This window comes from Streptomyces sp. NPDC001858 (assembly GCF_053594615.1).
Genome location: NZ_JBSFEV010000008.1, coordinates 245,620 through 267,830, shown reverse-complemented (window position 1 = coordinate 267,830; position 22,211 = coordinate 245,620). Strand labels below are relative to the sequence as shown.

Genomic DNA, 22,211 nt, shown 5'->3' with positions numbered 1-22,211 from the left:
CTCTTTCGGAGTGCGGCTGCGGGCGGGCAGGGGGAAGTCCGGTGCACCGGGAGGTGAGCGCGGCGCACCGGACGTCCTCCAGCCTGACCCGGCCGTCGGCCGCGGGTCCAACGCGAGAAAGCGAACGCATTCAGCAGTGTGGCCGCTCAATCGCTCTGCGTGCCGTCCCCGGAGACGAATGAGCGGCGCGGGGCCAGTCTGGAAGGGTCACCCGCCGCGGTGACAGCGCTTCCCCGCTTTCCCGCCCGAAGGAGACCAGGACGTGCCGCTTCCCGCCGAGAACCATCACACCCACGCCTCGCCCGTCGCGCTCGCCGTCCGTCAGGCCGTCGCGGACGGGCTGATCGGGGAGGACCGGCCGGTGGCCGGGTTCCTCGATGTACGGGGCGTGCGCGACAGCGTCGCCGCTCTGCACGCGGCGTTCGCGCAGGTGCCGGACGTACTGCACGCCTTCGCCGCCAAGGCCTGTGCGCTGGTGCCCGTGCTGCGGCTGCTCGCCGACGCCGGGATGGGCTGCGAGGTGGCGAGCCCCGGTGAGCTGCAGCTGGCGCTGGACGCGGGGTTCGCCCCGGCGCGCATCGTGCTGGACTCGCCGGCCAAGACCCGCCGGGAGATCCGCGAGGCCCTCGCCCTGGGGGTCGCGCTCAACGCGGACAACCTCGACGAGCTCGACCGGATCGACGCCCTGCGCCCCGCGGACTGCGCGTCGGTGCTCGGGCTGCGGGTCAATCCCCAGGTCGGCGGCGGGTCCATCGGGGCGATGAGCACGGCGACCGCGACCTCCAAGTTCGGGGTGGCCCTGCGCGATCCGGGGGCCCGTGCGCGGGTCGTCGAGGCCTTCGCGCGGCGCCCGTGGCTGACCCGGCTGCACGCGCACGTGGGCTCGCAGGGCTGTCCGCTGTCCCTGATCGCGGCGGGCCTCGCGCAGACGCACCGGCTCGCCGAGGAGATCGACGCGCGCGTCGGGCGCCGCCAGGTGACCAGCCTCGACCTGGGCGGCGGGCTGCCGGTGAACTTCGCCGACGACACGGTCACGCCGACCTACGCCGAGTACGTCGCCGCGCTCACGGCGGCGGAGCCGGCGCTGCTGGACGGGCGCTATCAGCTGGTCACCGAGTTCGGCCGCTCCCTGATCGCCAAGAACGGCTTCACGGCGGCCCTCGTCGAGTACGTGAAGGACGCGGGCGGCCGGCGGGTCGCGCTCACGCACGCGGGCGGGCAGGTGGCCACCCGGACGGTGTTCATGCCGGATGCCTGGCCGTTGCGGGTGTCGGCGTTCGGGCCGGACGGCACGCCCAAGCGGACGCCCGTCGTGCGGCAGGACGTCGCCGGGCCGCTCTGTTTCGCCGGGGACGTGGTGGCCCACAACCGGCCGCTGCCGGCGCTCGCCGAGGGGGACCTGGTCGTGCTCCACGACACCGGCGGCTACTACTTCTCGGCGCACTGGTCGTACAACAGCCTGCCGAGGCCCGCCGTGTACGGCTATCTGCTGGACGCCGGTCAGGTCAGATTCGCCACGGTCCGGGCCGCGCAGACGGTGCGGGAGATCTCCGCGGAGAGCGGTCTGGCGCAGGCGGACGCCCTGCTCACGGGCTTCACCGCGGCGGCCCGCCCCTGAGACGGGGCTGTCCGGGGCGACCCCGGCTGTGCGAGGCTCGCCCACGACAGGGATCATTTGAATGTTGGACAGCAACGGAATGTCGGACAGCAACACGGCAACAGGGAGAGTCAGCGGTATGCGCATCGGTCTGCTCGGCACCGGCCCATGGGCGCAGATGGTCCACGCGCCCGTCCTCGCCGCCCACGACGACCTGGACTTCGTCGGAGTCTGGGGCCGGCGTCCGGAGGCCGCGCAGGAACTGGCCGACCGCCACGGGACCAGGGCCTACGACGACGTCGACGCCCTGCTGGCGGACGTGGACGCGGTGGCCGTCGCGCTGCCGCCGGACGTCCAGGCGCAGCTCGCGGTGCGGGCCGCCGGGGCCGGCTGTCATCTCCTGCTGGACAAGCCCGTCGCGGCGACGGTCGCGGGAGCGCAGGCGGTGGTGCGGGCGGCGGCGGAGGCCAAGGTCGCCTCGGTCGTCTTCTTCACCAGCCGGTTCGGGTCCGAGGCCCGTGCCTGGCTCGCCGAGCAGGCGGCCGTCGGAGGGTGGTTCACGGGCCACGCGCAGTGGCTCGGGGACGTCTTCCACGGCGACGGCGACAGCCCGTTCGCCACGCCCTGGCGCGGCGAGAAGGGCGCCCTGTGGGACGTCGGTCCGCACGCGCTGTCGGTGCTGCTGCCGGTCCTCGGCGACGTCCGCCGGGTCACGGCCGCGGCCCATGGCCCCGCCGACACCGTCCACCTGGTCCTGGACCATGCCGCCGGCGCCTCCAGCACGCTGACGCTCAGCCTGACGGCCCCGCCCGCGGCGACGGGCGCGAGCCTGGAACTCCGCGGCACGGCCGGGGTGACCGAGCTCCCCCGGGACACGACGGACGCCCACACCGCCCTCACCCGGGCCGCGGACGAACTGCTCACCGCGGCCCGCGAGGCCCGCCCCCACCCCTGCGACGCGGCTTTCGGTCTCCGCGTGACAGAGATCCTGGCCGAAGCCGAGACCCTGCTGGAGACCGAAACCCGCTGACTCAGTCCGCCTCACCCGGCGATCTCGAAATTCATCCGTTCCCGGACGATCGGGTAGCCCGCCCTGGTGAAGTGGGCCGCCATCGGGAAGTTGCCCTGGTCGGTGGCGGCGGCGATGAAGTCGGCGCCGCGTTCGGCGAGGTGGTGGGTGCATTCGGCGAGCAGGTCGTAGGCGTAGCCGTGGCCCCGTTGCTGCGGCAGGACGCCGATGAACCCGATGCAGGGGCCGGAGGGGTTGTGGGCCGGGATGTGGATGCCGGCCAGGTCGCCGTCCGGGGTGCGGGCGACCTGCCACCACTCGCGCGGGGACGGGCACCAGCGGAAGAAGTCCATCTCCTCTTGGGCGGCCTGGTCGAGGCCGCCTTGCTCGATGGCCTTGCGGGCGTGGGCGTCGAGGGTGTCGGAGTGGATGCGGCGCAGGGCGTCGAAGAAGACGGCGTCGTCGGGTTCGGCGGAGAAGGTGAGCCGGCCAGGGCGGTCGGGCAGGCCGCACTGCGGGGTCCAGCGGTACACGAAGCGTTCGACGAGCGGGGTGTGGCCGGCCGCGCGGGCCACCGTCTGCCGGGCCTCGACGGCGGCGCGCATGACGGGGTCGTCGCGCCAGCCGCCCGGCATGACCAGCTCCAGGCCGACCTGCCAGGGCGCGGTGCGCAGGAGTTCGGCGGCGGCCTCCTCCTCGCCGTCGGCGAAGTCGAACCACTCGACGACGAGGGGTTCGGCGTCGTCCGGGCCGCCCCACCAGGCGGCGCGGGCGACGACCCGGCCGTCGCGCAGGGCGACGCGCTTCCACTGCGGGCGGTAGGTCATCCTGCCGAACGCCTCGGCGGCGCGCAGCGGGTCGGGCAGGGTGTCGAAGAGATGGACGTCGCTCTCGTCGAGAGCGCGGATGACCAGGTCGGTCACGGATTCCTCCGGGATGCATGCGTGGTGGTTGCTGCGCTCCCGGGCGTCGGACGCGGAGATCGGACTCGCGGTCAGACGGGGCACGCCGGGGTCACGGGGTGGGAGCGCGGGACGGGTGTGCACTTCATGGCGCTCGCCTCCTTCCGTGGGTGTCCGGGCGTGCGGTCACACGGTAGGGGGTCGCTCGGGCTCGCGTCCATCGGTTTTCCCGGCGTGCGCGGGCCCGTGCCGGGGTGGAGCGTGGGGGTGTGGCACGACAGCACGGGGACCGGCGTGGGTGGCTGCGGGGCGCGCCGCCGCCGCGCTGGGTGCGGGCGCTGCCGCTCGTCCTGATCGCGGGCGTCTGCGCCGCCACGCTGGCCAGCCCCGACCCGCTGGACATCGGCTTCGTGCTGGGCGCGATCCCGCCGCTGGCCGTCCTGACGTACGGTCCGGTGGCGACCGCTCTGCTGGGCGCGGCGGTCGTCGTGATGCTCAACGTGCCCGCGTTCCAGCTGGACCGGCCGGGGCAGACCGATGTGCTGACGGTGTGTTTCGTCGCCGTGCTGAGCGTGTTCGTGGCGTTCGTGCGCCGCCGCCGGGACGTCCAGCTGGACACCGAGCGCACGATCGCCGAGGCCGCGCAGCGTGCCCTGGTGCCGCCGGTGCCCGAGCGGGTGGGCCCGGTGCGCTGCGCGGGTCTGTACCGGGCGGCGCAGGAGGGGACGCTGGTCGGCGGCGACTTCTTCGATGTGCGGATGAGCGCCCATGGGGTGCGGGCGGTGCTGGGCGATGTGCAGGGGCACGGGCTGGCGGCGGTGGCGACGGTGGCCGCGCTGCTCGGCGCGTTCCGGGAGGCGGTGCTCGATCTGCCGACGGTGGAGGCGGTGGCCGCCCGGCTCGACCGGCGGCTGGTGGTGGACTCGGCGCGGGTCGCCCATGCCGAGCTGTTCGCGACGGCCGTCCTGCTGGAGTTCACGCCGCAGGCGGACGCCGTGCGCGTCGTCGTCTGCGGGCATCCGCCGCCGGTGCTGCTGCGCGAGGGCCGGGCGAGCGAGGTGCCCGCCGTCCCGTGGACGCCCCTGGGGCTCGGCCTGCCGCAGGGCGCCGCGCTCACCGCGCACGTCCTGCCGCTGCGCCCCGGCGACCGGCTCTTCCTCGCCTCGGACGGCGTCTCGGAGGCCAGGGACGACGCCGGCGTCTTCTACCCGCTCCTGGACCGGCTGCCCTCCCTGGCCGCGGACGGCGACACCGACCCGGCGGCGACGGCCGACCGGGTGTGGGCGGACGTCCTGCGGTACTCGCCCACCGTCCGCGACGACGTCACGATGCTCGTTCTCGCGCCGTGGCGTCCTGGCCGCTGAGAAGCTCCGCGTCGCCCTCGGCGTCGATGTGCGGCAGGATCCGGTCCAGCCAGTGCGGCGTCCACCAGGCGTGCTTGCCGAGCAGGGTCATCACGGCGGGCACCATGAGCAGCCGGACCACGGTGGCGTCGATCAGCACGCTCACCGCGAGGCCCAGGCCCAGCATCTTGACCACGATGTTGTCGCTGATGATGAACGCGGCGAACACGCTCACCATGATCAGGGCGGCGCAGGTGATGACCCGGGCGGTGATCTCCAGCGCGTGGGCGACGGAGTCCTTGGCGTCGCCGGTGCGCAGCCAGTTCTCGTGGACGCGGGAAAGCAGGAAGATCTCGTAGTCCATGCTGAGGCCGAAGATGATCGCGAACATCATCATCGGCACATAGCTCTCGATGGGCACGTCGCCGTGGACGCCCAGCGCGGGCCCGCCCCAGCCCCACTGGAAGACGGCGACGACGACGCCGTACGAGGCCGTGATCGACAGGACGTTGAGGACGGCGGCCTTGACCGCGACGAGCAGGCCGCGGAAGACGGCGAGGATGATCAGGAAGGCGAGGCCGACGACCACACAGATGATCAGGGGAAGCCGGCTGGCGACGATGTCGCGGAAGTCGACCTGGGCGGCGGTGGTGCCGGTGACATAGCCCTTGGCGTCGTAGCCGGAGACCGCGTCGGGCAGGGTCGTGTCCTTGAGCCGGTTCGTCAGCTCGGTGGTGACTTCGTCCTGCGGGGCCTGCGTGGAGTAGACGGTGGCGAGCAGGACGTCGCCGTCCTGGGTGGTCGTCAGCGGGGTGACGGTGGCCGCGTCGGGCACCGCGGTCAGGGTCTGCTGCGCCTGGTTCTGGAGGTCGGTGCGTTTGTCGGAGGGGACGGAGGTCTGGTCGATGACGACGGTGAGAGGCCCGTTGGAGCCGGGCCCGAAGGCGTCGGTCATCAGGTCGTAGGCCCGCCGGTCGGTGAAGGAGGTCGGGTCGGCTCCGTCTCCGATGTGGCCGAGCTGGATCGAGAAGACCGGGATGGCGAGGATCGCGATGACGGCGACACCGCCCCCGAGGTACTGCCAGGGTCTGCGCTCGACGCGCTTGGCGTAGCGGTGCCAGGTGCCGTGCGGGGTGGCGCCCGGTTCGGCGTCGGTCTCGGCGACGGGTCTGCGCACGTGCCAGCGGTCGATGGCGTGGCCGATGAGCCCGAGCATGGCGGGGACGAGGGTGAGGGCGCCGGCGACGGCGGAGACGACGGTGATGGCGGCGGCGAGGCCGAGTTTGCCGATGAAGGACACCCCGGACGCGTACAGGCCCATCAGCGCGATGATCACGGTGGTGCCGGAGACCAGCACGGCGCGCCCGCTGGTGGCGGTGGCGTGTCCGGCGGCCTCGGCGGGGTCGGCGCCGTCCATCAGGTTCTGCCGGTGCCGGGTGATCAGGAACAGGGCGTAGTCGATGCCCACGCCGAGGCCGATCATGGTGGCCAGGGTGGGTGAGACGGTGGCGAAGGTGAACGCGGCGGCCAGCAGCCCGAGGACGGCGAGTCCGCCGACGACCCCGACCAGCGCGGTGAGCAGGGGCAGACCGGCCGCGATGACACTGCCGAAGCCGATGAGCAGGACGACGATGGCGACCGCGAAGCCGATCAGCTCGCTGATCCGGTCGTTGGCCTCGGGCCGGGCCAGTTCGCCGAGCGAGCCTCCGTACTCGACGTCGGCGCCGGCCGCCCGCAGCGGCTGGACGGCCTGGTCGACGCCGTGCAGGTAGTCGTCGCCCAGGGTGTTGGGCTGCTGGTCGAAGCGGACGGTGATGTAGCCGGTCTTGCCGTCGCTCGACACCGGGCCGACCTTGGTCGGGCTGACCGAGAGGGGGTTCTGCGCCGAGAGGACGTGGGGCAGCTTCTGCAGATCGCCGACCGTCGTGGACATCTGTGAACTGAGCGCGCTCAATGCCTGCTCGTCGTCGTGCAGGACGATCTGGGCGCTGTATCCGCCGGCCTGCGGGTCGTGCTCCTTGAGGACGTCGAGGCCTTCCTCGGACTGGGTGCCCGGGAGCTGGAAGTTGTCCTCGTAGGTACCGCCGACGGCACGGTCGATCACTTGGAGGGCGACCAGGGCCACGAGCCAGGCGACGATGACGATCAGGAAGTGACGGGCGCACCAGGCGCCGAGCCTGCGCAGTCCCCCGCGTCGCGGGGCGCCGGCGGTGGTGGGTGCCATGGGCCCATTACACGCCCGGCCGATCTTCGCGGCATCTCGGACGCACCCGATCCGGAACTGATCGCGATTGCAGGGTGCGGCTCCAGGATGAATGGTGTTAGTACATTCCTTCGGACCCGAGGAGCAGATGCCATGCCGAAGCCGAAGCCAGGCGCCTCCGAACCGTCCCCGGACCGCGTCACCCCGGACGACCTGCTCCATACGCGCACCGGCACCGAGGTGTCGCCGGAGGACATGGTCCTCGTCACCGGGCGGGACCTCACCCCGCGCAACCTCGAGTGGGCCCGCCGCAAGCTCGCCGAGGAGGGACCCTCCGCCATAGAGAAGCTGCTGCCGTGAGGTAGCGGCCCCTTCCGCCGCGGGCACCGCGACTGCCAGACTGCGGAGGATGCCCGACTTCGACATGCTCGTCCTCGGATCAGGTCCCGGCGGTCAGAAGGCCGCCATCGCCGCGGCCAAACTGGGCCGCCGGGTCGCCGTCGTCGACCGCCCCGACATGGTCGGCGGGGTCTCCCTCCACACCGGCACGATTCCCTCCAAGACGTTGCGCGAGGCGGTGCTCTATCTCACCGGGCTCACCCAGCGCGACCTGTACGGCCAGAGTTACCGGCTCAAGGAGAACATCACCGTCGCCGACCTGACCGCCCGGACCGAGCATGTGGTCGGGCGGGAGATCGACGTCATCCGCAGCCAGTTGTCCCGCAACCATGTGGCCCTGTTCGCCGGCACCGGCCGGTTCGTCGACGCGCACACGGTCGCCCTGCGCGAGATCACCGGGCAGGAGCGGCTGATCAGCGCCGAGCACATCGTGATCGCCACCGGGACGCGGCCGGCCCGGCCGGACAGCGTGGAGTTCGACGGCCGGACCATCCTCGACTCGGACAACGTCCTGACGGTCGAGCGGGTGCCGCAGTCGATGGTGATCGTGGGTGCCGGTGTCATCGGGATGGAATACGCCAGTATGTTCGCCGCGCTCGGCAGCAAGGTGACGGTGGTGGAGAAGCGGGCCGGGATGCTCGACATGTGCGACGTCGAGGTCATCGAGTCGCTCAAGTACCACCTGCGGGACCTGGCGGTGGCCTTCCGGTTCGGGGAGACCGTGGCCGCCGTGGAGCGGCATCCCCGCGGCGCGCTGACCGTGCTGGAGAGCGGCAAGAAGATCCCGGCGGACGCGGTGATGTACTCGGCCGGCCGGCAGGGCCTGACCGACGAACTCGACCTCGGCAAAGCGGGGTTGGCGGCCGACCGGCGCGGCCGGATACCGGTCGACGAGCACTACCGCACACAGGTCCCGCACATCTACGCCGTCGGTGACGTCATCGGCTTCCCGGCGCTCGCCGCGACGTCGATGGAGCAGGGCCGGGCGGCCGCCTACCACGCCTGCGGCGAACCGGTCGGGCAGATGCACCACCTCCAGCCGATCGGCATCTACACCATCCCGGAGATCAGCTTCGTGGGGCGGACGGAGGATCAACTCACCGAGGAGCGGGTGCCGTTCGAGGTGGGCGTGGCCCGGTACCGCGAACTGGCCCGCGGGCAGATCATCGGCGACGCGCACGGCATGCTCAAGCTGCTGGTCTCGCCCGTGGACCGCAAGCTGCTCGGCGTGCACTGCTTCGGGACCGGAGCGACCGAGCTGATCCACATCGGTCAGTCGGTGATGGGCTGCGGCGGGACCGTCGACTATCTCGTCGACGCGGTGTTCAACTACCCGACGCTGGCGGAGTCGTACAAGGTCGCCGCCCTCGACGCCACCAACCGGCTACGGCAGTTGGACCGCATCGGGGACTGAACAGGGACGGAGCGGGGACGGAGCGGCGGCCGGGCGGGGACTGACCGGCCGTCATGAACATTTGCCACCCGGCAAGCTTGAAAGCTCAACCGGTAGGGCTATAGTCACTCGCACACTCGGTGTGACCGTTCGCCGACACAGAGCTGGAACGGTATCCTCCGCGCGCCCCGCTGCCGACGTTTCCCGAGGTCATCCCCTCTCGGTGCACGGCGGTGCTCCACTCCTCCCCACCCCCGAAACGCCGTCGGGTCGTCCCCGGATCGGGCGGCGTGCACGACGGAAAGCGGCACAACGATGAGCAACAGCACCGGAAGAGGGCTCCAGGCGAACGTGCTGGGCACCTTCGACACGGTGGTGATGGCGGTCGCGGGCAGCGCCCCGGCCTACTCCATCGCCGCCACCACGGCGGTCCTGGCCGGGGCCGTGGGCCTGGCCGGTCCGGCGGCACTGCTGTACTGCGCGATACCCATGCTGGGCATCGCGCTGGCCTTCAGCCGGCTCAGCCGGATCGACGTCAACGCCGGCGCCAGCTACTCATGGGTGGGGCGCACGCTCCACCCGTTCCTGGGCTTCATCAGCGGCTGGGCGCTGGTCGTCTCGGCGACCATCTTCATGGTGGCGGGCTCGCTGCCGGCCGGTTCGATGACGCTCGCCCTCTTCGACGAGGACCTCGCCGACAACACGGCCCTGTCGACCGTCGTCGGCGCCGCCTGGTTCCTGGTGATGCTGGCGGTGGTGCTGGGCGGGGCCCGGCTCACCGTGCGCGCACAGTTGATCATGTCGGGGGTGGAGCTGGCGATCCTGGCGCTGTTCGCGGTGCTCGCCGTCTTCCACACGGACAAGTCACTGCCGTTCGACTGGTCCTGGCTGGGTTTCAGTCACTTCGACGGGGTGTCCGGCTTCGCCTCGGGCGCACTGGTCGCCGCGTTCTACTACTGGGGCTGGGACGTGACCAGCAACCTCAGCGAGGAGACCCGCAACAGCCGCCGTACGACCGGTCTCGCGGGACTCATCGGCGTGGGCATCGTCTTCCTGCTGTTCGAGGTCTTCACCATCGCGGTGAACATCATCCTCAGCTCGCAGCGAATCGAGGACAACGGCGCGAACGTGCTGGCGGCGCTGGGCGAGGAGGTGTGGCCCGGCTGGGGCGGCAAACTGCTGATCGTGGCCGTGATGCTGTCCACCGTCGCCACCCTGGAGACGACCCTCATCCAGGTCACCCGCTCGCTGTTCGCGATGGGCCGCGACCGTACGATGCCGTCCGCACTGGGCAAGGTGCACCGCGCGTGGAACACGCCCTGGGTGGCGATCTCGGTGGTGGGCGGGGTGGCGCTGGTGCTGTTCGTCGCCTCCAACGCGCTGGGCTCGGTGGGCGACATCCTCGGCGACGCGATCTCGGCGATCGGCCTGCAGATCGCCGTCTACTACGGACTGGCCGGCCTCGCGGCCGTCGTCGCCTACCGCAAGACGCTGCTGAACTCCCCGGCCGACTTCGTCCTCGGCGGGCTGTGGCCGCTGTTCGGCGCGCTGTTCATGTTCTGGATCTTCGTGGAGTCGCTCGGCGAGCTGGACCCCGCGGTGATCGCCATCGGCATCGGCGGACTCGCCCTGGGGCTGGTGCCGATGCTCTGGTACTGGCGGCAGGGCAGCGACTACTACCGGCCCGCCCGGCTGGACGCCTCGCAGACCGTCGAGACCGGCTATCTGCCGGACGGCGACCGGGCCGGGCAGAGCGCCGTCCACGAGGGTCTGTCCACCGACTTCTGAGAGGGGACCCGATGGCGCGGGACCGCTTCGCCCCCGATTTCGACCCCGACTGCGGGGACTCCGCCCTCTCCTCCACCCGGCACGACATCGTCATCGGCCGCTGGCAGGGGCTGCGGGACCTGCTGCGCACGACCGGACCCGACTGGCTCGTGCGCGGTCACCGGGTCCGGCTGCTGGCGCAGGCCTGCGCGGACAGTTCGACGGTGGAGACATGGCTGGCCGCCGAGCCGCGCAGCGCCGACGCGCTGATGCTGCGGGCGGCGACGGAGACCGCCCGGGCGTTCAACGTCGCCATCGCCGCCGGCCGGGGCGCTCCGGTCGACCGGACGCGCGTCGACGCCGCGGTGCTGGCCTGTCTGGCCGCCGCCGAGGCCTATCTGGACGACCCGACGCCATGGACCTCGCTGATCTCGGTCGCCCGGCTCTACCCGTCCGGGGTCCGGCGGCAGGAACTGGCCCGCTGGTGGGACGAGTTGCACCGGCGGGACCCGTACAGCATGGAGGGCCACCTCCAGGTCCTGCACTACTACTCCGCCCGCTGGCACGGCTCGCACGGCCTGATGTACGACTTCGCCCGGGACGCGGCCGGCGTGGCCCCGCCGGGCTGTCCGCTGCCGGTGCTGGTGCAGTACGCGCGCGTCGAGGAGTTCCGCCACACCGTCGACGCCGCGCAGGGCCGTTCCTCCTCGGTGGCCCTGAGCCAGCACTGGAAGAACGACGGCGCCGTCAGCGACGTCCGCCGCACCTGGGAACGCTGGATCATGGGCCGCTCGGCGGACGTCGTCGCCCCGGGCGAGCTGCGGGACGTCAACTACCTCGCGCACGCGGCCTGTTCGGCGGGCGCCGCGGAGGTGGCCGCGCCGCTGCTGCGGATCCTCGGCCGCCGGGCGACCCGCGCTCCCTGGTCGTTCACCGGGGATCCCGCGCAGCAGCTCGTCAAGTGGCGCAAGGAGTGGGGGGTACGCGACTGACCGGTGCGCACTCCCCCGGCCGGGTCAGGGAGCGGCGTTCGGGCCGTCCGGGCGGCTGCCGCGGCGCTCGACCATCTCCCGGCTGAGCCCCTCCGTCTCCGGCTCGGGCAGCCGCTCGAAGCCCTCCTCGGTGATCACGGAGACGATCGGGAAGATCCGGCGGTTGATGTCGGGGCCGCCGGTGGCGGAGTCGTCGTCGGCCGCGTCGTACAGGGCCTGGAGCGCGGTGAGGGCCGCGTCCCGCCGGGACATGTCGGCGCGGTACAGCTTCTTCAACGCCCCGCGGGCGTACGGGGATCCGGAGCCCTCGGCGTGGAAGGGCGACTGCTCGTACAGGCCGCCGGCCACGTCGAAGCTGAAGATACGGCCCCGGGCGCGCGAGGCGGGGACGGCGGTGTCGTAGCCGACCAGGAGCGGGACGACGGCGAGGCCCTGCATGGCCTGGCCGAGGTTCTGCCGGATCATCGTGGCCAGCCTGCGCGCCTTCGCGCCGAGGGTCATCGCGACGCCCTCGACCTTCTCGAAGTGCCCCAGCTCGACCTGGTACAGCTTCACCATGTCCAGGGCGAGGCCGACGGTGCCGGCGAAGGCGACGGCGGTGTGCTCGTCCGCCGGGTGCACCTTCTCCAGATCGCGCTGCGCGATGAGGTTGCCCATGGTGGCCCGGCGGTCACCGGCGATCAGCACGCCGTCGCGGTAGGTGAGGGCCAGCACGGTGGTGCCGTGCGGGAAGCTGTCCGGGGCGGCCCGGACGCCGTCCGGGAACGGCGGGCGGGTCGGGAGCAGCTCGGGGCGGTGCACCGCCAGGAACTCGCTGAACGACGAGCCTCCCGCCGTGAAGAACTCCTCGGCCAGCCGGCCCTCCTGCCCACGCCCGCTCGGTCCGCTCATGTCAGTCCTCTCCCCGCCCGCTCCGACATCCCCTACCTACCAGCGGCCCGGGGCCGGGAAACTCAGTCGTGCGGGAACGAGTGGTGCTCGTGGGCGATCAGCCAGCGGCCGCGCTCCTTGCGCAGGCCGAAGGTCAGCCGCAGCCGCAGGGTGGGCTGCGCGGCCAGTTCCTGCGGTGTGCCGCAGCGCAGCAGGGCGTACGCGTAGGCGACGTCGTGCCCGGCGGTGACGTCGAGCGTGTCGATGTCGAACCGGGCGCCCTGCGCCTGCCAGGCGAAGAACGGCGGCCAGCAGGCCCGGTAGGCGGCCAGCCCGCGGATGCCCTCGTGCGGCGCGGGCACGTCGTACATGACGAGGTCCTCCGCGTGTCCGGCGACGACGGTCTCGAGGTCGCCGCGGTGGACGGCGGCGGCCCAGCGGCTGATCAGGACGCGGATCTGCGTCTCGTCGTCGTACACGGTCGTCCTCCTTTCTGCGTGGGGTCTCCTTCCAGGAGACTGCGACACTCGGCTGTGTGCTCACTTTCGACGATCTGCTGCTGCGCGCCCGCGCGCTCGCCGGGGACGGACGGCGACGGGTGCTGCTCGGCATCGCCGGCAGCCCCGGCGCGGGCAAGACCACCCTGGCCGAGCGGCTGACGCGGGAGCTGGACCGGGCCGCGCACGTCCCGATGGACGGCTTCCACCTCGCCGACGCGGAGCTGGACCGGCTCGGCCGCCGCGACCGCAAGGGCGCGCCGGACACCTTCGACGCCGCCGGGTACGCGGCCCTGCTGCGGCGGCTGCGGGAGGACGCCGACGACGTGGTGTACGCGCCCGGCTTCGAGCGGGTGCTGGAGCAGCCCATCGCGGGGGCCGTCCCGGTGCCGCCCTCGGCCCGGCTGATCGTGACGGAGGGCAACTATCTGCTCCTGGGCACCGGCGCGTGGACGCGCGTGCGGGCCGAGCTGGACGAGGTGTGGTTCTGCGAGACGGACGAGGAGGAGCGGGTCCGCCGGCTGATCGCCCGGCACGAGCGGTTCGGCAAGGGCCACGCGGAGGCGGTGGCCTGGGTGGAGCGCAGCGACGAGCGCAACGCCGAGCTGGTGGCGGCCACACGGGAGCGAGCGGACCTGGTGGTCCCCCTGCCTGTCGATGGCACGCGCTAAGCGGGTCCGGCGAAGTCCGCGGCGGTTCGGCAGCGCCCCTTAAGGGGCGCGGGGAACTGCGCGACCAGCCACGACGGCGCCGCAGCCGAACGACGGCACATCGCGGCACTTCCCGCGGAGCGCTTAGCGCCGGCGAGCCGCACGGCAGCGCCCCAAAGGGGCGCGGGGCGCTGACATTTGCGGCTCCGCCGCGCGGGCGCGACCGGCCACAACGGCGCCGCAGCAAAACAACGGCACATCGCGGCACCTCCAGCGGAGCGCCACGCGCCGGGCGTCCTGGAGCGTCGGTTCGGGCTCTCGCTCTCCCCCGCCTGCTTCCAGGACGCCCGGCTGCCCACGTACCCGTTGCGGGTCGCCGTTACGCGGAGAGGACTCCTGAGGCCTGGTCGAAGAACTCGGTGAGCTGCGCCTTGATCGACTTCTTGCCGAAGGCGATGGCGAGGTTGGCCTGGAAGAGCAGGTCCCAGACCTGGTCGGCGCCCTGCGGCGGGGGCACCGGGTTGGGCAGCGCGTCGGTCGCCTTGGTGACGCGCTGGGCGATGTAGTCGGCGTTCGCGATGTTGAGCTTGTCGGTCGCGGTCAGGCCCGCGGAGACCAGCTTGCGGGCCTTGTCCGTCGGCGGGATGCCGCGCAGCAGCTGGAAGTCCTTGATCGCGCTCTCGTCCTGCGCGATGAACGAGATGATCTTGACGGAGTCGGCGACCTTCGTGCTGTGCTTGGTGGCGCTGAGCAGCACCCCGCCGTTGACGAAGTTGCCCTCGCGGGCACCGGAGAAGTCACCCTGCGGGGTGGGCAGGAAGTCCAGCTGCGCGTCGGTGATCGAGCCGCCCGCGCCGTAGACGCCGGAGTCGAAGGTGAACAGCGCCTTGCCGATGACGACCGCGTTCTTGGTGAGGTCGTTGTGCGCGGCGGAGGTGACGGCCGGCGGCGGGCAGGCGTCGACCTCGCGCATCTCGGTCCAGTACTCCCACCAATCCCGCAGGGTGTCGGCGGTGAAGCCGAGCTCCTTGCCGTCGTCGGAGAAGAAGCTCTGGCCCTTCTCCCGGGCGAAGACCTCGAAGCACTGGAGGGTGCCGCCGCCGCCGTCGTCGACGCCGTAGATCTTGCCGCCGCTCTTCTTGTAGACGTCCCTCGAGATCTCCTTGAGGTCCGCCCAGGTCCATTCGCGCTCCGGCAGCTCCAGGCCCAGCTCCTCCAGGCCGCTGCGGTTGACGGTGAGTTGGTTGATGCCCATGCCGGACGGGACGCCGTACAGCTTGCCGTCGACGGTGCCGTTCGCCAGGAGCGTCTTGGAGAAGCCGGTGAGGTCGAGGCCCTTGCCGACGTACTCGTCGAGCGGGGCGAGGACGCCCTTGCGGGCGTACTGGGCGACCAGCGCCGTGTCCATCTGCATGAGGTCCGCGGCGCTGCCGCCGGCGACGTTGGTGTTGAACTTGTCGAAGTACCCGTCGTATCCGGAGTAGGTCTCCTGGATCTCGATCTTCGGGTTGGCCTTCTGGAAGGTGGCGAGGGCCTTCTTGTACGCCGCGTGGCGCTCGTCGCTGCCCCACCAGGTCATGGTCAGCTTGCTGCCGGCGCTGCCCTCCGCGGTGCCGCTGGAGCAGGCGCTCAGCGCGCCGCCGAGCGCGCCGGCGGCGGCGAGACCGCTCGCGGTGCGGAAGAGGGTTCTGCGCGAGATCTGGTGACCCAACGGGTCCTCCCTGGATGTGCGTGACGGATTTCCGCGCCGGTCGCGCACCCGTGGGGTGGGGCACGGATCTCGGCGGCGTACAGCTCCAGTGCCCCGGCGCGGACCTCGGCGCCGTCGGGGGCGGGCAGCAGGCAGGCCAGCATAGGCCGCCGCCGACGCAGCTGATCATCTGGGTGCCCGCCTTCTGCGGGTCGGAGCAACGGGCCTACGGCAGGCGGGAGTCACGCGGCTTCAGGTTCGGGTGGCCGGGGTGGTCGTCCCGGCGGACCCGCTCGCGCAGCGGGCCCTGCTCGATCACGTCGGCGAGGACGGCGTCGTACGCCTCGGCGTGTCGGGCAGGGCGTGCTGCAGGCGCGGTTCGTCGGGTCAGACGACGGGCGCGGAGCGGCGGGCGCGCAGTGCGACGGTCAGTGTGTGCGGGCCGAGTCCTCCGATGTAGACGCGGTTCCCGGTCGTCGCGTCGGTGCCGCCCGCCACGCTGTAGTCCTGACCCGGGTCGTACCGCAGTACGTCGCTGCGGTCCGGTCCGGCGAGCGGTTCGCCCGCCTCGACGTCGACCTCGACGCGGATCTCGTCGTCACCGGCCCGGTAGGTCATCGGGCCGGTCGGCAGGCACCAGCGTCCGTCGCCGAGCGGGACGGCGCCCTCCGGCTCGCCGTCCGGCCGGAAGGTCAGTTCGAGGGACCAGGGGACGCGGGGTCCGCTGATGTCGATCCGCAGGTCGGCGCCGTCCTCGCGCAGGTCCACCTCGACGCGGGTGGTGTGGGAGACCTCGTCCCGAGGGCGGTCCGGGAAGGCCATCGAGGCGGAGAAGCGGCCGTCGTCCACCAGCCGGTAGACGCCGTCGTCCCGCCTCTCGTCCTTGGCGAGCGGCTGGTAGTAGGCGGCCGTGAGGGTCTGCGTGAGCCGGTAGCTGTTGGCGGCGGGCTGTTCCATGTCGGCGGCGCGGAACGGGCCCAGGTCGAAGAACCCCCGCGAGAGCCGGACCGCGTCGAGGACGGCGTCGCCGGCGAACAGGCGCAGGAAGGTGGGGTTGCAGGCGAGGCCGGAGCGGATGCGCCGGTGCTCGGGCACGTCGGAGCCGCCGTACACCACGGTGTGCGCGGTGGCCGAGGCGCGGGCGCCGAGGCGTGCGGTGGCGAGGTACCGGTCGCGCGGCAGGGTCTCCGCGGCCGGGGCCGGCAGGGCGTGGCCCAGGTCCGGGGTGAGGAGGATCTGGGCGAGCAGGTCGGGGTCGTCGATGCCGCCGTCGGCCGCCAGCAGCGCCGCGCGGGCGAAGTCGCCCCGGCCGGCGCGGATCGCGAGCAGCCGGTAGTGCGGCAGGTAGGGCGCCAGCGGGAACGGGTGGTTCTGGTCCTGCCGTCGTGAGTGGACGGTCTCCACCGTGCCGTCCGGCCTGATGAGGTCCAGGGTGGTGGCGAGGTTGCGTTCGACGGCGTACAGCAGGTCGGCGCGGCCGAGGACCTCGGCGAGCAGCAGCAGCGACGGGTTGGAGACGTGGGCCGCGTAGTTGGCGCTGCGTTCCGAGTACAGGCCGTCGGCGTCGATGTCGATGCCCTCGGAGAGCCACTCCTCGACGCGGTCGAGGAGGCGGTCGTCCGGGAACGAGCGGTGCAGCCGGGCCAGCGCCGCCGACAGTTCCCAGCGGTGGTTCGGGGTGTGCACCCCGCCGGTCAGGAGCGCTTCGGTGGCGGCGCCGGCGATCTCGGCGAGCGCGGCCGTGACCTCGCGCAGTTCCGGGCCTCCGGCTGCGGCGAGGACGTGCGCGTCGCACACGTCGTTGACGGTGAAGCCGGAGTCCGGCGGCGACTGCACGTTGTCGCCGCCGGCGAAGAGGCCGGTGGTCGTCTGCGTGGCGCGCAGGGCGCGCAGGCAGGTCGTCGCGGCGGCGACGGCCCGGCTGCTGCCGTGCAGTGCCGAGTCCGGGGACCGGTACGCCGCGATCAGGGTCTTCACCCGGTGGGCCAGGGCGCGGTGCGGCACACCGGTCGGTTCCTCGTCGGGGCCGGCCGCCAGCGGGGCGGCCAGCCGGTCGGCGGCACGCGCCGCCGCGCGGACGAACTCGTGGTCGAGCGGGGTGGGCAAGGTCAGTCCTTCAGTCCGGCGTTGATGTCGGCGTTCATGACGTACTTCTGGAAGACCAGGAAGACGACGATCAGCGGAACCATGGAGATGACCGATCCGCCGAGCAGCACCGACCAGTTGATGTTCTGCGCTCCGACGAGGCTCTGGATGCCGATCTGCACGGTGAACTTCTCGGGGTCGTTCAGCATCAGCAGCGGCCAGATGTAGTCGTTCCACCGCCACTGGAACGACAGGATGGCGAGCGTCAGCATGATGGGCCGGGAGAGCGGCACCATGATCCGCAGGAAGATCGACAGCTCCTTCGCGCCGTCGATGCGGGCGGCCTCGATGAGCTCGTCGGGGACCGTCAAAAAGAACTGGCGGAACATGAAGCACCCGGTCGCCGTGAGCAGAGCCGGGAGGATGATGCCGGCGAGCGAGTTGTAGAAGCCGAGGTCGCGGACCACCAGGAACAGCGGGGCGAGCATGACCTCGGCCGGCAGCATGGTGGTGGCCAGGATGCAGAGGAAAAAGGCCTTGAGCCATCTGTTGTCGTACTTGGCCAGCGCGTATCCGGTGCAGCAGCTGACTCCCACCGTGAGGATCGTCGCGATCACACACACGATGGTCGTGTTGATGAAGTACTGGGCGAAGTTGGCGCTTGCCCACGCTTCCTTGTAACCCGACACGGTGGGGTTGTCCGGGAACACCGTCAGCGGAAGGGAGAACAGGTCTCCCGCCGGCTTGAAGGAGCTGAGGACGAACCACAGCACCGGAATCGCGTAGAGGCCCGCCAGGACCCACAGCAGTGTCGTCGCGGGAATCGCGCGCCGAAGCCCGCCGGTCGCCGAGCCGCGGGACTTCTTCTTGGGGACGGCCCGTACGGAGTCGGCGTCGACCTTGCGCGGCATGTCTGTGGTTGTCATCGGTTCTCCACCCGCCGGTTGACCATCATCTGGATGATCGCGACGCCCATCAGGATGAGCATGAGCACGAACGACGCGGCGCTCGCGTAGCCGATCTGGCCTGCCTTGAACCCCGTCTGGTAGATGTACTGGACCAGCAGGTTGTTCGACGTTCCGGGTCCGCCGCTGTTGAGGGAGGCGAACACCGCGTATTCCTTCATCGCGTGGATCGTGTTGAGCAGGATGACGATGAAGGAGGTGGGCGCGATGCTCGGCAGTGTGATGCTGATGAACTGGCGCCACGGACCGGCGCCGTCGAGCGCGGCCGCCTCGTAGTACGACGTCGGTACGTTCTTGATCGCCGCGATGAACAGCAGCATGGAGAAGCCCGTCCAGGCCCAGGCCGCCGCCACCACGACCACGATCAGTGACAGGTCCGCGTTCGACTGCCACGGAACGGCGCTTCCGCCGACCTTCTCGATGAGGTAGTTGACCAGTCCGAAGTTCTCACCGAACAGCCATCGCCACAGGACACCCACGATGATGGGCGACAGCAGCCACGGGATGAAGAAGAAGAGGCGGGCGACCGACGCGCCCTTGGCGTGCTTGCTCACCAGCACGTTGGCGATGACCAACGACAACACGAAGTTCAGCGGAACGAAGAGCACGGTGTAGAGCAGCGTGCGGGTCGTCGCGTCGTAGAAGGCCGAGTCCCCGAGCAGCTTCTCGTAGTTGTCCAGTCCGACGAACTGGAACGACCCCACGCCCGTGTAGTCCGTGAAGGAGTAGACGAGCCCGATCACCGCCGGCCAGACGAAGAACAGCGCGAAGAGCACGACATTGGCCGCGATGAGGACCAGTGGCGCGAGGGTGTACTTACTGCGGCTCCTGGGCGGGCTCACGGACACGTCCGAGGCGCGTTTTGTCATCTTCCTGACTCCGTGCTGGTGGATTGGATAGCGGTGGGCTCACGCCATGAGCCCGGCATCACGCGGACGTCCATGTCCGGGCGGCGGTGGCTCGCACCGCCGCCCGGACCTGGGTCCTACTTCACGCCGCCGACCTGCTGGTCGTAGCCGGCCACGATGTTCTCCAGGGCCTTGTCGGACGACTGCTCGCCGTTGATCGCCTTACCGATCTCCGCCTTGGTCGGGTCGTCGGTGAGGCTCTTGCCCTTCAGCGCCCAGTTCGTCTGCGCGACGTTGAAGTAGCCGGAGATGGGGGCGTAGAGCGGGATCGACTCGTTGTAGAGCTTGAACGCCGCCTGCGCCGCCTCGGACTTGAAGGGGTACGTCGGGTTCAGACCGCTCTCGACCGGCAGGAACCCGGACGCCTCGCACAGGGCCTGGTAGTGGGCCGGCTCGTACAGCCAGGACAGGAACTTCGTCGCGGCGGAGGCCGCGTCGGCGTTGTTGTTGAAGCCGACGGTCATGCCGCCGCTGTTGACGTCGCTGGCCTGCACCGGCTCGGCGGGGGTCGGGACGCTCGCCCACTCGAACTTCGTGATGCTCTCCGCGAAGGCGGGAACCTGCCACACGCCGGACCAGAAGGCGACCACGTCACCGCTCTGGAACATGGCCGACGGGTCGGCGCCGCTCGTCCACACCGACTTCGGGATGGTCTTGTCGTCGTTCCAGCCGACGAAGGTCTTCACGGCCTTCTTGGTCGCCTCGTCCGCCGAGAACTTGCCGGCGGAGTCCGCGTGCATGTACTGCCCGCCCATCTCGTACACCATGGCGCGGAGTCTGGACGGCGACTGGTCGAAGGTCAGGGAGTACTTGGCCTTGGTCTTGTCCCGGACCTCGTTCGCCGCCTTGATGAACTCTGTCCAGGTCCAGGTCTTGGAGGGCGACGTCGGGTAGGAGACGCCGGCCTTCTCGAAGAGCGACTTGTTGATGAACATGCCGGACGCGGTGACGTCCGAGGGGATGGACAGCACCTTCCCGGACGAGTCCTTGGCGACGAAGTTCGCGTTGATCTTGTTGCTCTTGTTGTTGGCGATGTCGCTGAGGTCGAGCAGCTTGTTCGACCAGATCGGGTCCAGCTTCGGCACCGCCGCCACGTCGGGCAGGGAGTTCGCCTGCGCGGCGTTGCGCAGCTTCGTGTCGTAGCCGTCGTAGGGGAGGTTGACGAGCTTGACGTCGACGCCCGTTTCCTTCTTGTACTCCGCGACCATCTTCTTCCAGCCCGCGTCCTGCCCCGGAACCGTGGAGATCCAGAACGTCAGCGACTTGGAGGTACCGCCCGAGTCGCTGTCCGACCCGCAGGCGGAGAGCAGCAGGGCGCCTGCCGTGGCCACGGCTGCGAGGGGAACCATACGGCGCATACCGCCGCGGCCGAGTCGGCTGGAGCGCCGCACACCTACAGTGGTCATCTTCGATCCCTTTTTCGTCGTACGGGACGGAGCACGGCGCCGACCAACGCGGCACAGGTGCACTTTGGAGGAAATTCCGCTTTCCGAGGGCGCGGCCTCGCCCGGCCGCGTCGTTCCTACGGGTGGGGTCCCCGGCCTCCAGGCCGTCGCCCAGCGAGCACGCCCTCGCATGGCTGCCGTACATCATCGTGTACTGGCGGGACGCTACCCCAAGCCGGTGTCCCGACCGACTTAGAAAGCGCTTGTCCGGACATTGGCAGACTGAGTCCGAGGCCGTCAATCCTTAGCCCCCGCGGCCTGGGTCACGGTTTGGACTCCCCGGGCGACCGCGAGCCGTGCCGCGCCCGCGACGGTGCCGGAATCCCCCACCGTGCTGCTGACCACCTCGGTGGGCCAGCTCAGCCGCGCCAGCTCGGCCCGCACACCGGGCAGCAGCTGCGGATCCGCGCCCGTGCTGCCCCCGAGCACGATCAGGCCCGGGTCCAGCACGGCGGTCACGGCGGCGGCCAGGCGGCCCACGTCCGCGGCATGCCGTGCGACGAGCTCGCGGGCCGGGGCGCGGCCCTCTCCGGCCAGCGCGAAGAGCCGCTCGGTGGTGCGGGGACACGGGCCGTCGGCGCGGCTCCAGGCCGCCGCGGCCCGGCGCAGCAGGGAACGGGCGCCGATGTACTCCTCCAGGGCCTCCTGGCGCGGCTCACGGCCCTCGTCCCACGGGTAGGGCAGCCGGGCCAGCTCACCGGCGGCGCCGTTCGACCCGCGCAGCACCTGGCCCCCGACGACGATGCCGAGGCCGATGCCCACGCCGATCCGCAGATAGCCGAAGGTGTGGCGGCCGTGGGCGGCGCCCTCGTGCAGCTCCGCGAGCGCGGCGCAGTTGACGTTGTTCTCCAGGTGCACGGGAACGCCCGGCGGCAGCGCGACGGTCACGGCGTCGAAGACCGGCCCGGCCTTGGCCGTCGCGGGCCGCATCCCGCTGCCCTGCCGGTTCCGCTCGGCGACGTCGCCGACGGCCACGACGATGGAGCGCAGCGGCAGGCCCTCGGGCAGCGCGGCGAGCGCCTCGCGGACGGCGCCGGCGGCGTCCTTGCGGGAGGCGGTGGCCTCGGCGAGCAGCGCGCCGTCCAGAGCGCAGCTCCGGACCCGGGTGAGGGCGGGCCCCAGGTCGACGGCCAGGACGGCGCCGGCGGCCGGCCCCAGACCGTATACGGCCGGGGAGCGGCCGGTGCCGCCGGACACGGTGCCGGAGTGCGCGGCGAGCCGGGCGCCCTCGAGCTCGACCACGGCGGAGGACACCGTCGGCTTGGACAGCCCCGCCATGCTCGCGAGCTGCGGCCGGGTCGCGCTGCCCGCCCGGGCCAGCACGGCGAACACGGCACTGGCGCTCTCGGTGAGGCGGGGGGTTTCAGCCACGTCGAGTTCCACAGTTTCCCCCACACGGGTACAGGGCCGCGCGCCCCGACCGAGGGGCTCGGCGGGCTGCGGCGATGGGATGCACCGACGTCGCGCGTTCCCGCCCCGCGACGGCCCCGGAGGGC

The 22,211-nt window shown here is 71.5% G+C and carries 18 protein-coding genes; 8 read left to right on the top strand and 10 right to left on the bottom strand.

Annotation, left to right across the window (positions count from 1 at the left end; translation table 11 throughout):
• The first annotated feature begins 262 nt into the window (after positions 1–262).
• Together ACWCPF_RS14825 and ACWCPF_RS14820 are read left to right on the top strand one after the other, a co-directional pair.
• The gene (locus ACWCPF_RS14825; protein ID WP_451045401.1) at positions 263–1,618 is read left to right on the top strand and encodes a diaminopimelate decarboxylase; all 1,356 of its coding nucleotides are present in this window, start codon (positions 263–265) and stop codon (positions 1,616–1,618) included.
• Between the two features lie 118 nt (positions 1,619–1,736).
• A complete protein-coding gene (locus ACWCPF_RS14820; RefSeq protein ID WP_451045400.1) occupies positions 1,737–2,627 on the top strand; it encodes a Gfo/Idh/MocA family protein in 891 nt (296 codons plus the stop codon).
• 11 nt (positions 2,628–2,638) lie between these two features.
• Here the strand turns inward: ACWCPF_RS14820 and ACWCPF_RS14815 are convergent, their stop codons facing one another.
• Positions 2,639–2,959 (bottom strand): GNAT family N-acetyltransferase, encoded by a 321-nt coding sequence (locus tag ACWCPF_RS14815; protein ID WP_451045454.1) that lies wholly within the window; start codon positions 2,957–2,959, stop codon positions 2,639–2,641.
• An 818-nt stretch (positions 2,960–3,777) separates the two neighbouring features.
• Between ACWCPF_RS14815 and ACWCPF_RS14810 the strand changes: the two genes are divergently transcribed.
• Positions 3,778–4,872: a PP2C family protein-serine/threonine phosphatase gene (locus ACWCPF_RS14810; protein ID WP_451045399.1), complete on the top strand. Its 1,095-nt coding sequence runs from the start codon at positions 3,778–3,780 to the stop codon at positions 4,870–4,872.
• Here ACWCPF_RS14810 and ACWCPF_RS14805 read toward each other — a convergent pair.
• Positions 4,832–7,075 carry an MMPL family transporter gene (locus ACWCPF_RS14805; RefSeq protein ID WP_451045398.1) on the bottom strand — a complete coding sequence of 748 codons (2,244 nt, stop codon included), beginning with the start codon at positions 7,073–7,075 and terminating at the stop codon, positions 4,832–4,834. The genes ACWCPF_RS14810 and ACWCPF_RS14805 overlap by 41 nt on opposite strands.
• A gap of 132 nt (positions 7,076–7,207) precedes the next feature.
• On the opposite strand from ACWCPF_RS14805, the gene ACWCPF_RS14800 reads away from it, so the two are divergent.
• The 4 genes from ACWCPF_RS14800 to ACWCPF_RS14785 all read left to right on the top strand — a co-directional run bounded on the left by ACWCPF_RS14800 (position 7,208) and on the right by ACWCPF_RS14785 (position 11,605).
• A complete protein-coding gene (locus ACWCPF_RS14800) occupies positions 7,208–7,414 on the top strand; it encodes a hypothetical protein (RefSeq protein WP_451045397.1) in 207 nt (68 codons plus the stop codon).
• Positions 7,415–7,463: 49 nt separating this feature from the next.
• Entirely contained in the window at positions 7,464–8,867 is a 1,404-nt protein-coding gene (sthA, locus tag ACWCPF_RS14795) for a Si-specific NAD(P)(+) transhydrogenase (protein ID WP_451045396.1), read from the top strand.
• A gap of 294 nt (positions 8,868–9,161) precedes the next feature.
• Entirely contained in the window at positions 9,162–10,634 is a 1,473-nt protein-coding gene (locus ACWCPF_RS14790) for an APC family permease (protein ID WP_451045395.1), read from the top strand.
• An 11-nt stretch (positions 10,635–10,645) separates the two neighbouring features.
• On the top strand, positions 10,646–11,605 hold the full coding sequence (locus ACWCPF_RS14785) for a hypothetical protein (RefSeq protein WP_451045394.1): 960 nt from the start codon (positions 10,646–10,648) through the stop codon (positions 11,603–11,605).
• 24 nt (positions 11,606–11,629) lie between these two features.
• Here ACWCPF_RS14785 and prcB read toward each other — a convergent pair whose 3' ends face one another.
• On the bottom strand, positions 11,630–12,496 hold the full coding sequence (gene prcB, locus ACWCPF_RS14780; RefSeq protein WP_451045393.1) for a proteasome subunit beta: 867 nt from the start codon (positions 12,494–12,496) through the stop codon (positions 11,630–11,632).
• A 62-nt stretch (positions 12,497–12,558) separates the two neighbouring features.
• Positions 12,559–12,954, bottom strand: a complete 396-nt coding sequence (locus tag ACWCPF_RS14775) for a YybH family protein (RefSeq protein WP_451045392.1) — start codon at positions 12,952–12,954, stop codon at positions 12,559–12,561.
• Positions 12,955–13,010: 56 nt separating this feature from the next.
• On the opposite strand from ACWCPF_RS14775, the gene ACWCPF_RS14770 reads away from it, so the two are divergent.
• Positions 13,011–13,643 carry a nucleoside/nucleotide kinase family protein gene (locus tag ACWCPF_RS14770; RefSeq protein ID WP_451045391.1) on the top strand — a complete coding sequence of 211 codons (633 nt, stop codon included), beginning with the start codon at positions 13,011–13,013 and terminating at the stop codon, positions 13,641–13,643.
• A gap of 358 nt (positions 13,644–14,001) precedes the next feature.
• Here the strand turns inward: ACWCPF_RS14770 and ACWCPF_RS14765 are convergent, their stop codons facing one another.
• From ACWCPF_RS14765 to ACWCPF_RS14740, 6 genes are all read right to left on the bottom strand, one after another.
• A complete protein-coding gene (locus tag ACWCPF_RS14765) occupies positions 14,002–15,333 on the bottom strand; it encodes an ABC transporter substrate-binding protein (RefSeq protein WP_451045390.1) in 1,332 nt (443 codons plus the stop codon).
• A 366-nt stretch (positions 15,334–15,699) separates the two neighbouring features.
• Positions 15,700–17,418, bottom strand: a complete 1,719-nt coding sequence (locus tag ACWCPF_RS14760) for a hypothetical protein (RefSeq protein ID WP_451045389.1) — start codon at positions 17,416–17,418, stop codon at positions 15,700–15,702.
• A gap of 2 nt (positions 17,419–17,420) precedes the next feature.
• Positions 17,421–18,323: a carbohydrate ABC transporter permease gene (locus ACWCPF_RS14755; protein ID WP_451045388.1), complete on the bottom strand. Its 903-nt coding sequence runs from the start codon at positions 18,321–18,323 to the stop codon at positions 17,421–17,423.
• Entirely contained in the window at positions 18,320–19,231 is a 912-nt protein-coding gene (locus ACWCPF_RS14750) for a carbohydrate ABC transporter permease (protein ID WP_451045387.1), read from the bottom strand. Before ACWCPF_RS14750 ends, ACWCPF_RS14755 begins: the two co-directional genes overlap by 4 nt.
• Before the next feature lie 116 nt (positions 19,232–19,347).
• The gene (locus ACWCPF_RS14745; protein ID WP_451045386.1) at positions 19,348–20,676 is read right to left on the bottom strand and encodes an ABC transporter substrate-binding protein; all 1,329 of its coding nucleotides are present in this window, start codon (positions 20,674–20,676) and stop codon (positions 19,348–19,350) included.
• Positions 20,677–20,952: 276 nt separating this feature from the next.
• A complete protein-coding gene (locus ACWCPF_RS14740) occupies positions 20,953–22,086 on the bottom strand; it encodes an ROK family transcriptional regulator (RefSeq protein WP_451045385.1) in 1,134 nt (377 codons plus the stop codon).
• Between the last annotated feature and the right edge of the window lie 125 nt (positions 22,087–22,211).